Annotated in this window: 12 protein-coding genes; 5 read left to right on the top strand and 7 right to left on the bottom strand. The window is 45.1% G+C overall.

Features of this window, described 5'->3' with window-relative positions; translation table 11 throughout:
* The 4 genes from VMW01_15845 to VMW01_15830 all read right to left on the bottom strand — a co-directional run.
* Positions 1 to 370 (bottom strand): 4Fe-4S binding protein (locus VMW01_15845; protein HUW07722.1); only part of this gene is annotated, 370 nt, incomplete at its 3' end.
* A 36-nt stretch (positions 371 to 406) separates the two neighbouring features.
* Complete coding sequence (locus VMW01_15840; protein HUW07721.1) at positions 407 to 1,057, bottom strand: CPBP family intramembrane glutamic endopeptidase; 651 nt, start codon at positions 1,055 to 1,057, stop codon at positions 407 to 409.
* Positions 1,058 to 1,076: 19 nt separating this feature from the next.
* On the bottom strand, positions 1,077 to 1,484 hold the full coding sequence (locus tag VMW01_15835; GenBank protein ID HUW07720.1) for a DUF2141 domain-containing protein: 408 nt from the start codon (positions 1,482 to 1,484) through the stop codon (positions 1,077 to 1,079).
* 112 nt (positions 1,485 to 1,596) lie between these two features.
* Positions 1,597 to 2,460 (bottom strand): LytTR family DNA-binding domain-containing protein, encoded by an 864-nt coding sequence (locus tag VMW01_15830; GenBank protein HUW07719.1) that lies wholly within the window; start codon positions 2,458 to 2,460, stop codon positions 1,597 to 1,599.
* A 939-nt stretch (positions 2,461 to 3,399) separates the two neighbouring features.
* On the opposite strand from VMW01_15830, the gene VMW01_15825 reads away from it, so the two are divergent.
* The 5 genes from VMW01_15825 to VMW01_15805 all read left to right on the top strand — a co-directional run bounded on the left by VMW01_15825 (position 3,400) and on the right by VMW01_15805 (position 6,154).
* Positions 3,400 to 3,753 carry a hypothetical protein gene (locus VMW01_15825; GenBank protein ID HUW07718.1) on the top strand — a complete coding sequence of 118 codons (354 nt, stop codon included), beginning with the start codon at positions 3,400 to 3,402 and terminating at the stop codon, positions 3,751 to 3,753.
* Between the two features lie 5 nt (positions 3,754 to 3,758).
* Complete coding sequence (locus VMW01_15820) at positions 3,759 to 4,706, top strand: FAD-dependent oxidoreductase (protein HUW07717.1); 948 nt, start codon at positions 3,759 to 3,761, stop codon at positions 4,704 to 4,706.
* A gap of 17 nt (positions 4,707 to 4,723) precedes the next feature.
* Positions 4,724 to 5,146: a thioredoxin gene (gene trxA, locus VMW01_15815; protein HUW07716.1), complete on the top strand. Its 423-nt coding sequence runs from the start codon at positions 4,724 to 4,726 to the stop codon at positions 5,144 to 5,146.
* A 24-nt stretch (positions 5,147 to 5,170) separates the two neighbouring features.
* Positions 5,171 to 5,587 (top strand): thioredoxin, encoded by a 417-nt coding sequence (gene trxA, locus VMW01_15810; GenBank protein HUW07715.1) that lies wholly within the window; start codon positions 5,171 to 5,173, stop codon positions 5,585 to 5,587.
* Positions 5,588 to 5,650: 63 nt separating this feature from the next.
* Entirely contained in the window at positions 5,651 to 6,154 is a 504-nt protein-coding gene (locus VMW01_15805; protein HUW07714.1) for a 4Fe-4S binding protein, read from the top strand.
* Between the two features lie 200 nt (positions 6,155 to 6,354).
* On the opposite strand, the gene VMW01_15800 is transcribed toward VMW01_15805, so the two are convergent.
* The 3 genes from VMW01_15800 to VMW01_15790 form a co-directional block, all read right to left on the bottom strand.
* A complete protein-coding gene (locus VMW01_15800) occupies positions 6,355 to 6,801 on the bottom strand; it encodes a hypothetical protein (GenBank protein ID HUW07713.1) in 447 nt (148 codons plus the stop codon).
* A 91-nt stretch (positions 6,802 to 6,892) separates the two neighbouring features.
* On the bottom strand, positions 6,893 to 7,282 hold the full coding sequence (locus tag VMW01_15795) for a HEPN domain-containing protein (protein HUW07712.1): 390 nt from the start codon (positions 7,280 to 7,282) through the stop codon (positions 6,893 to 6,895).
* Positions 7,279 to 7,521: nucleotidyltransferase domain-containing protein (locus VMW01_15790; GenBank protein HUW07711.1), on the bottom strand; the 243-nt coding region annotated here is incomplete at its 5' end. The genes VMW01_15790 and VMW01_15795, both read right to left, overlap by 4 nt.

Here is a 7,521-nt window from a genome sequence, read left to right as displayed (position 1 = left end):
GGATTACCGCAAAGCCGTGCGTTATTCCTCTCTCGGTATTCATAAAGTAGAATGCTGTTGCCGAGGCAAAAAAGGGAATGAGGATTAGCGCTCTAACCCAAATCTTGGGCTTCTTCCACTTGGTCTTGAAGATGGCGTGCTGGCTCGAAAGGTCGGATGCAGTTCCCATGAAGCAAAACCAGCCGCAGCCAATCCTTCCCACCAGCGGCGATATCAGTATGAAGAGAGACCAAATAATCACCACCATGGTGATTACTCCCCAGTAGATGGAGTGCCAAATAAACCCGAGGCCGAAATACTGGAAAAAGATTGGGGTGAGGAGCAGAAAGATTATCCGCGACATGGCGTTGAGGGAGAATATCTTCTTCATGGTTTTATGAACTATTATGTAATTATAGAGGCCGATTTACATTATAACGGGTAGCAGGTTCATAAAGGCCAGCACCGAGAGGTTGAGGATATCCACTAGCATGTGGGAGAAGTAGGGGAGCACAATGCTTCTGCTTTTGTGGTAGATAAACGCCCACGCCAGTCCCATGACAAACACGGAGATGATGAGTTCCTTGGTGAGCATAACCTGCGAAATAACACCCCAGATAAAAACGTGCGAGAGGGTGAACAGTGTAGTGGAGTATAATGCCTTGGCAATAAACGGCATCTTTGCCCGGTGCTCCAGCATGTAGCCTCGCCAGAAAATCTCCTCGAAGAACGGGTTTATGACGACAACCGCTATCCATACAATAATTAGGAATGCAGTGTTCAAATTCTTTAGGTATAGGATGAATATGGGAAGGGGAATAAGTCCAACCAGCAGGCTCAAAACCACCAAGTAAACCTTAATCCTTGTTCCTTTTAGATAGGAGAAAATGGAGATGCTCCGTTTTTGGGTATCGTGGTAAACAATTGCGATGGTGGCAGCCCAGTAGACAATTACTCCGGGAATGAAGGTGTAAACGGTTAGTGTGCTGTGAAGCAGGTTGACGGTAATGTTTCCCAATACAATAATGGCAATGGGTAGACCAAAAAAGGAGAGGTAGTGCTTTGTGGTGCTTTGCATTTTGAGTGCGGTTTTATGGTTAGCCAATGGTTAAAGTTACGGTAGTATCGCGAGTTACTGAAAATATTCTCTCCTTCATGGGCGGAGCGCCGAATAGGGCTTTGGCATTGTTCGAAAAGCCATAATCTTCGGTGGGCATTCCCATCCAGTTGGTGTCGAGAAGGTCATTCTCGTTCGCATCGTGGAAGTAGCGGATGGCGTAGGTTCCGGTTGCCAGCTTGCTGAAGCAAAAGGTTGCTCGCCTGTTATTCACCTGTGCCTTTTGGTTTGCCACCTTTTTGCCCACTCCATCGGTTAGCTGTACAAGGAGGTTACCCTTGCTGTTTCTTAGCCCCGAGATTTCAACGGTTAGCGTAGCGGTTTTATCCTGTGCTTGGGGCATTGGCTCAAGCAGGATTGTAAGGAGTAAAAGCACGATTTTTAGCATGACCAAAATATTTAGCGTTGGTATTCGCCAGCAATATTATGGCATAAATCAATCGCTTGCTGGGCGATGTGATGTGTGGGACGAATTTGTGATGAACGGGAATGTGGGGTTGCTACCGTTCTTGTGCAACCTCGCTGCTGAGCGATTTGGAGAGGCTTCGGGATATGGGAATGGTGATGCTGTGGTTCTTTAGATGGAAGCAGCACTGCCGAGCATTCCCCTCCACCTTGCTAACCATTTTTAGATTTACCATGTAGGACTTGTGGCACCTTACCAGGTCTTTTGAGGCAACCTGCTGCTCCACCTCTTTCAGCAAAATTCTAACAAGTGTTTTCTTTACCTCACCGTCCTTTTCGTAGCAAAAGGTGGTGTAGTTTCCTTCCGATTTCAGATACCAGATGGCGGCAAGCGGAATGGTGAGCGCCTCGTGGGCAAACTGTTTGTCGCTTTTCGGTTCTTTTGTCATGCGGTGAACTTGCTCATCGGCAGCCAATGCCAAGCGGTAGTGCTTCTTGTAAAACCGTTTCTCCAGTATGAAGATGAACAGAAGAACGGGGATTACTGCAACAATAACGGTGTAGTAAATCACTTGCAAAAGGAATGGGAGGAAGTGCTCGTTTTCGGAGGGATTGTCGAAATAAAAGGCAAACAGTGCGTTGGCTGCGCCAATGGCAAGCAGCTTTACCCCGGTAAAGGCAATCATCTTTCCAATGTTCCACCTATCCACATGGAAAAGCGCTGGAAAAAGGGGTGGGACCGCCGTGTTGAACGTGGCCGCGGTAATGAAAGCAATAAACACATAGGCCAGAATTTTGTAGGACTGGATGTGCAAATGTTCTGCATTTCGCGATGGGTTGAAGAGTATCAGAATGAGCGCAATGGATAGCCCGATGTAGAGCGGAATGGTTATCTTCTCCCTCATGTTTGCATAGAAGGGGAAGGGCTTTTTTAACCAGCTAGTAACGTTGTTCTTCATGGTAAACCTGCTACGGCAGGAAGTTTTTGTTTAGAAACTCCTGAAATTTCTCCTTGTAGCTATTCATGCCTTTTCAAATGTAAGTTAAGCGATGGCATTGAACAAATTTTGTTGTGAAAATTTGGAAATCCGCCAGTGGACGGACGAGTTTTGAAAATTGAGGTGCTATTAAAGACTCTTTTGTGATTGCGGTGCAGGCAACGCAGGTAGATTTTTACACCGAACTACCGTGCACCGCTCTCGCCAGGTACGATTTTGATTAACCCCGCCCTAAAGGACGGGGAAACTCTCATGACAAAAACGTGTGTATTCTGGGACAAAATATCCCGTCTCTACAGAACTATTTGTTTGCGCTGAATTGGATTTAAATCCTTGTTCTGACATTTCCCTGCCAGAGGGAGGAACATCCCAACAACCTCTTACGTTTGTAAAATAGCGTTGCCTCACCTAGAGAGTGCCTCACCCTTTTAGGGGGAGGTTGGTGGGGGTCATAGTCCGTTTTTGAGCCATTCGGTTGTTGCGGTGCATGGCTGGCAGGTATATTTTTATACCATTCCTGCGTGCACCGCTCGCTCGTGGTGTAACTTCTGACCCACGGCTAAAGCCGTGGGCTATGCGTGTTCTTGGAATGGTTTTAGGGCGAAAATCATTTCGCCCCTACGGGTTGTGGAACTCTTTTACTGGTAAAAAGGAGACGCACGATCGTGTGTCTCTACATTCTTTTAATTCCTCTAACTTCCTCTAACTCCCGACTAACTTCCGTTTAACTCCTTTCCCGATCTACCTCAATAAAAAAGTTGTGCTATTTCAACTCTGCGCCTGTTGCACGAACGTGGAAATAGCGAATAATTCTGATTCGCCCACCATACCTTTGCTGCCGAACAATAAGGACCATTTTGCGATGGTCATAAAAACAGAAAACCTTTAAAAATTTATACCATGTTGTACACAAACTTAAAGCACATTGAGAGCGCTGAAGCGCACCAGAAGTTTATCAACGAGAACGAGAACGTGATGATTTGCTGCGGAAGAATGGGACCTATGTGTATTCCCGTTTACGGTATTATGGAAGATCTCGAGGATCAGTATACCAACGTTGCATTCGCCGATATGGAGTTTGACCACCCAGAGTCACACGTAATTCGCAACGCTCCTGAGTGCCGTGGTTTTATGGGTCTCCCTTTTACCGTTTACTACAAGAATGGCAAGATGGTAAAGGCAACCTCCAGCATCCAGAATATGGATCAGGTTACCACCATTCTCGACGCAAATTTTGGTAAACCATCAAAGTAATAAGCATGGAAGCCAATAATCATTTCGACGCTATTGTTATTGGTGCAGGGCCTGCCGGACTTACGGCAGGCATCTACCTGTCCCGTGCTAGGGTGAAAACGCTTATTCTGAATGAGGGCACAGTTGGCGGACAAATGATTCTAACTCACGAGATAGCCAACTATCCTGGAGTGGAAAGCATTAGCGGTTTTCAGCTGGCCAACATCATGAAGAAGCAGGCCAAAACTTTTGGCTGCGAAATCAAATCGAACGTAACCATTGCCGACCTGCAGCTGCAGGATGAGGTGAAGCAGGTTATGTTGGCCGATGGCAAGGTTTTTACCGCCCACGCCGTGATTTTTACCCCCGGTGGAAGACCACGCAATTTGAATGTTCCTGGTGAGAACGAGTTTAAGGGTAAGGGCATTTCATACTGCGCTACCTGCGATGGCGACTTCTTTACCGATAAGGAGATTGTGGTGGTAGGTGGAGGTAACTCTGCACTGGAGGAGGCTGTTTCGCTCACCAAGTACGTTACCAAGGCAACGGTTGTGCACCAGTTCGACCATTTTCAAGCGTTTGACTACGCCGTGCGAGAGGCCGAGGCCAATGAGAAGATTAACTTTGTAATGGAAAGCACCATTGCCGAGTTCTACGGAAATGAGAAGTTGGAAGGGGTTGTAATTAAGAACCTCACTACCGGTGACGAGAGGAAGTTTGCCATCGATGGAGTTTTCATTTTTGTGGGCTATGTTCCCAATACCGAATTTTTGGTGGGGAAGGTGCCACTTAACAAATACGGAGAGATCGTGGTAAATGCCGATATGGCCACCGATATTCCCGGAGTGTTTGCTGCCGGCGATTGCATTGCCAAGCGTTACCGTCAGGTTACCACCGCAGTGGGTGAGGCCACGGTTGCCGCATTGGCTGTCTCAGGCTACATTCATCAGCTCAAGCATAAGCAGTCGGCTTAAACTTAAAAATTAGGTAAATGAGACTTTCAAAATATTTTGCTACCCTTTTGTTTGCCACAACCATTGCTTTTGCAGGATGTGCACAGCAATCGGGGAAGAGCACTGAGGTTGCCTCCAAAGATGGCATTAAGCACCTCGATGTGAAGACCTTTGCAGAGCAAACCAAGTCGGGCGTTACGCTGGTAGACTTCTGGGCACCATGGTGTCCTCCCTGTCGGATGATGGCTCCCGTGCTTGAGGATGTTGCCAAGGAGGTAAATGGTAAGGTTACCGTTGCCAAGGTAAACGTTGATGTTGAACAGAACAAGCAGCTGGCTGCCCAGTTTCAAATCTCCGGTATTCCAACCCTCATTCTTTTTAAGGATGGAAAGGAGATAGGACGCTTTGTGGGACTTCAAACCAAGGAGTTTCTCATTCAGCAGCTATCGCAGGTTAAATAGCAGTCACTACTTAAAAAGAGCATTATGTCAACAACGTTGATAGTTATCCTAGGAATTATTGTAGTAGTGGTGGGCTACTTCTATTTTGCGCTTCGCCGCATGAAAAAGATCGACGTGCCTACGAGTACCAAGATAAAGACCCTGACCGGAACAAATTTTAAGCAGCAGGTGAAGAGTGGGGTTACCCTTGTCGATTTTTGGGCAACTTGGTGTATGCCCTGCAAAATGATGGTGCCTGTGCTCAACGAGCTAGCTGATGAGCTGGATGGTAAGATTACCATTGGCAAGGTGGATGTTGATCAGAACCAACCGTTGGCAGGCGAGTTTAAGGTGCGCAGCATACCTACGCTTGTGCTGCTGAAAAACGGCAAGGAGATTAACCGCTTTGTGGGCGTAAAGGATAAGAAGTTTCTTTTAAAACAGCTTAGTGAGGTGAAGTAATTCTGTCGGACGGAAATGTCCGATGGGTTCGTTGCCAATCAGTTTGCTTTTAACCGATTTTTCATGCGGAAATTATTGAAGCTATTGGTCTCCAAGCGGACCATTATTCAGGCGGTTATAGGGGTTTCTCTCTACATTGCTGTAAGCCACTATCACATATCCCTTTGGTGGTTGCTTGTTCCCGGAGCCATTACGGGAATGATTTTCGGCAAGGTTTTTTGTCGCTGGATGTGTCCGCTTGGCTTTTTTATGGAGCTAATGATGGGCATGAACTCCGACCAGAAGTTCAAGCAGATGTATCAGTATCACAAGATTGGCTGTCCCATTGCGTGGATGCAGGGGTTAATGAACCGCCTGTCGCTGATGAAAATAAAGGTGAACGCCGATACCTGCAGAAGCTGTGGAATTTGCGATAGGGAGTGCTACATTGCGGCGCTGGAGCCAGCAAAGTTCAGTCTCTACAAGCCGGGGAAAAAGAGCCCAGGCAATGCCTACGCCTGTTCCAAATGTCTTGGCTGCGTTTCCGTTTGCCCTAACGGTAGTTTGAGCTATAAGCTCTTAAAGTGACAAGTGACTGAAGAGTTACGAGTTACCAAAAAGACAGGAGATGGAAGACCGAAGAAAAAGTTGGAAGTACGGAGTTGTGCGGTTGTATTGTTAGAAAGGGAATTGGTGCAGGTCGTTCCTGAAAAATATATCTTTTTGTTTCTCCAAACCGAATTGTTGCCCTTGTGGCAGCGGTTCGGTTTTTTTTAGATATAAGCAGATTAGTTTGTGTTGTTTTGTTCAGTCGTCAGGTAACTAATATTTGGATCGGTTTTGGAGTATTTAACTACAAAAATCCATTTGTTTAGGTTCTCCCTGAAGGTTTTTATATCGTCTAAATTTCCAATTTTGTTATTTATGATTTGTTCATTCGCGTATGATTTGCCATCAATTTTATAACGATATTTAATCTTATATCCAATTATGGTAGTTGTAAAACCTCGCCAGCCTTGCGTTCCAACTTCCATACTCTCAATGGAATAAACTAGTCCCTCTGTTTGCATTGTAAGTTTTGCCACATAGTTTGGATCTTCCGATTTTGAGTACATTCCCCAATAGCCAAGTAATACGAACGCGATAAGAATTATAATCGTCCAAAGAATTGATTTTTTGTCAACGAGATTCGCCTGTCCATTTTGTATATTCTTCTCTTTTGAGGTTATCATCATATCCTAATTGTCATTTCTAAAGTATGAACTTTTAGATATAAGTAATGAAGGAGGGGAGCTCAATGGGTATTGGTTTAATCAGGTACAATGGTTAGAGAATCGATTCTACAGCCTCGATAAATGAAATCATATCTCGTAGCATATCCTCAACTTCGGGCAGTGTGAATTCAATAAAAGCATCATAATCGCCCTTTGTCCGATTTTGAAACGCATTTCTTAGAATCTTGCCGAATTTTTGATCAATCAAACCAGGCGCTACAAATTCCTTGTTAAACCATCCAATTAGTTGAGCATGTTTTGAAGTTTCAAAATTGTGCTTTAATGCCAACGCCGTTAATGCGTAATACATGCCATAATATATTCTATTGACCGAAACCTCCAACTTGTTGGCATTGATCAAGAACTGTGCTAATTCAATGGTTTCTTTAGCTTGATGAATCCTAAAGTCTATAAGGAGTTTTCGATTTTGGTCGTCAATCATGCATGGTATCCTTTCGAAAGTGCATTAGCAAAAATTGGCTGTTTTCCCCTTGGTGAATTAAGCTCTGTCTCGCTTAAGATGTGCGTATCGGTAGTAATTCCATACTTGAGATCAATTTCATAGCAGAGATCTGAAATCTCTTTTTGAAACCTCCAGTCAGGTTTTTGCTTTAAAATTATCAGGATGTCATAGTCGGAGTCCTGATGCGATTTCTCGGAGAGTTGGGATCCAAACAGCAC

The organism is Williamwhitmania sp., assembly GCA_035529935.1.
Lineage (GTDB): Bacteria > Bacteroidota > Bacteroidia > Bacteroidales > Williamwhitmaniaceae > Williamwhitmania.
This window is presented reverse-complemented; position numbering and strand designations above follow the sequence as displayed.

What these genes read in the sequence shown, in the direction of transcription:
- VMW01_15840 (HUW07721.1), bottom strand. Translation starts at nt 1,057, where the DNA reads ATGCAAAGCACCACAAAGCACTACCTCTCCTTTTTTGGTCTACCCATT.
- VMW01_15835 (HUW07720.1), bottom strand. Translation starts at nt 1,484, where the DNA reads ATGCTAAAAATCGTGCTTTTACTCCTTACAATCCTGCTTGAGCCAATG.
- VMW01_15830 (HUW07719.1), bottom strand. Translation starts at nt 2,460, where the DNA reads ATGAAGAACAACGTTACTAGCTGGTTAAAAAAGCCCTTCCCCTTCTAT.
- VMW01_15825 (HUW07718.1), top strand. Translation starts at nt 3,400, where the DNA reads ATGTTGTACACAAACTTAAAGCACATTGAGAGCGCTGAAGCGCACCAG.
- VMW01_15820 (HUW07717.1), top strand. Translation starts at nt 3,759, where the DNA reads ATGGAAGCCAATAATCATTTCGACGCTATTGTTATTGGTGCAGGGCCT.
- trxA (HUW07716.1), top strand. Translation starts at nt 4,724, where the DNA reads ATGAGACTTTCAAAATATTTTGCTACCCTTTTGTTTGCCACAACCATT.
- trxA (HUW07715.1), top strand. Translation starts at nt 5,171, where the DNA reads ATGTCAACAACGTTGATAGTTATCCTAGGAATTATTGTAGTAGTGGTG.
- VMW01_15805 (HUW07714.1), top strand. Translation starts at nt 5,651, where the DNA reads ATGCGGAAATTATTGAAGCTATTGGTCTCCAAGCGGACCATTATTCAG.
- VMW01_15800 (HUW07713.1), bottom strand. Translation starts at nt 6,801, where the DNA reads ATGATGATAACCTCAAAAGAGAAGAATATACAAAATGGACAGGCGAAT.
- VMW01_15795 (HUW07712.1), bottom strand. Translation starts at nt 7,282, where the DNA reads ATGATTGACGACCAAAATCGAAAACTCCTTATAGACTTTAGGATTCAT.